Origin of the sequence: Nonomuraea lactucae, assembly GCF_003313395.1 — a bacterium.
Taxonomy (GTDB): Bacteria; Actinomycetota; Actinomycetes; order Streptosporangiales; family Streptosporangiaceae; genus Nonomuraea; species Nonomuraea lactucae.
Genome location: NZ_QNFZ01000356.1, coordinates 1 through 745 on the forward strand (window position 1 = coordinate 1; position 745 = coordinate 745).

General features: G+C 78.5%; 1 protein-coding gene and 1 pseudogene. Both read right to left on the bottom strand.

The annotated features are described in order from the left end of the window. Positions 1–244 (bottom strand): annotated as a pseudogene (locus DQW85_RS21920) (hypothetical protein); the annotation flags it as partial. A gap of 125 nt (positions 245–369) precedes the next feature. Next, positions 370–745, bottom strand: a 376-nt coding sequence (locus DQW85_RS21925; RefSeq protein ID WP_162795206.1) for an ROK family protein, incomplete at its 5' end; no start/stop codon positions are given.

Sequence of the window (745 nt, forward strand, 5' to 3'; positions counted from 1 at the left end):
CCGGGTCGCCGGGGCCGTCCGGCCCTCCGGGGCCGCCGGGCTCGCCAGGACCGGCGGGTGCCTCTGGTACGGCGTCGCCGATGTTCTGCGTACCGGCCTCCCGCTCCGGCGACTGGCGATGCACGCCGGGCGCCCCCACGACGGCGGCGCCCACCGTGACGGGCCCCACCGGGCTTCCCGGCCCGTCTCCCTCGCGCACCTGGTCCCCGGCCACCCCCACGCCCACCCCGGCGGAGACGGCCACCGTCGACCCGGCCCGACCCGGGTCCCCACCCCCTGTCCTGGTCGCGGGGCGCCTCTGCGGCGTCGGCCTCACTCTCCTGGAAACCTGCGTCCTCGGCTGAGGACGAGGCGGGCCACAGGTCCGCCTCAGAGGCCGAGCACGGAGGCCGGGTCGGCGATGACCTGTTGGAGGATCAGGCCGGCGGCGCCCAGGATGGCGGCGTCCGCGCCGGTCCGTGACACCGCGAGCCGGGGCGGCGTGCGGCGCATCTGCCCGAGCCGGGCCGCCAGGACGTCCCCCACCGGCCGTTCGAGCCATGGGAACAGCCGCGCGAACGAGCCCCCCAGCACGATCATGCCGGGGTCGAACAGGTGGACGGCCGAGGTCAGGGCGGTGCCGAGCGCCCGCGAGGCCTCCTCGACGGCGGCCCGGGCGGCCGGGTCCCCGGCCTCCTGGAGCGCCACCAGGCAGTCGATGGAGGCGGTTGCCGCCGCCGGCATCGCGGCCGCGGCTCCCGGCACG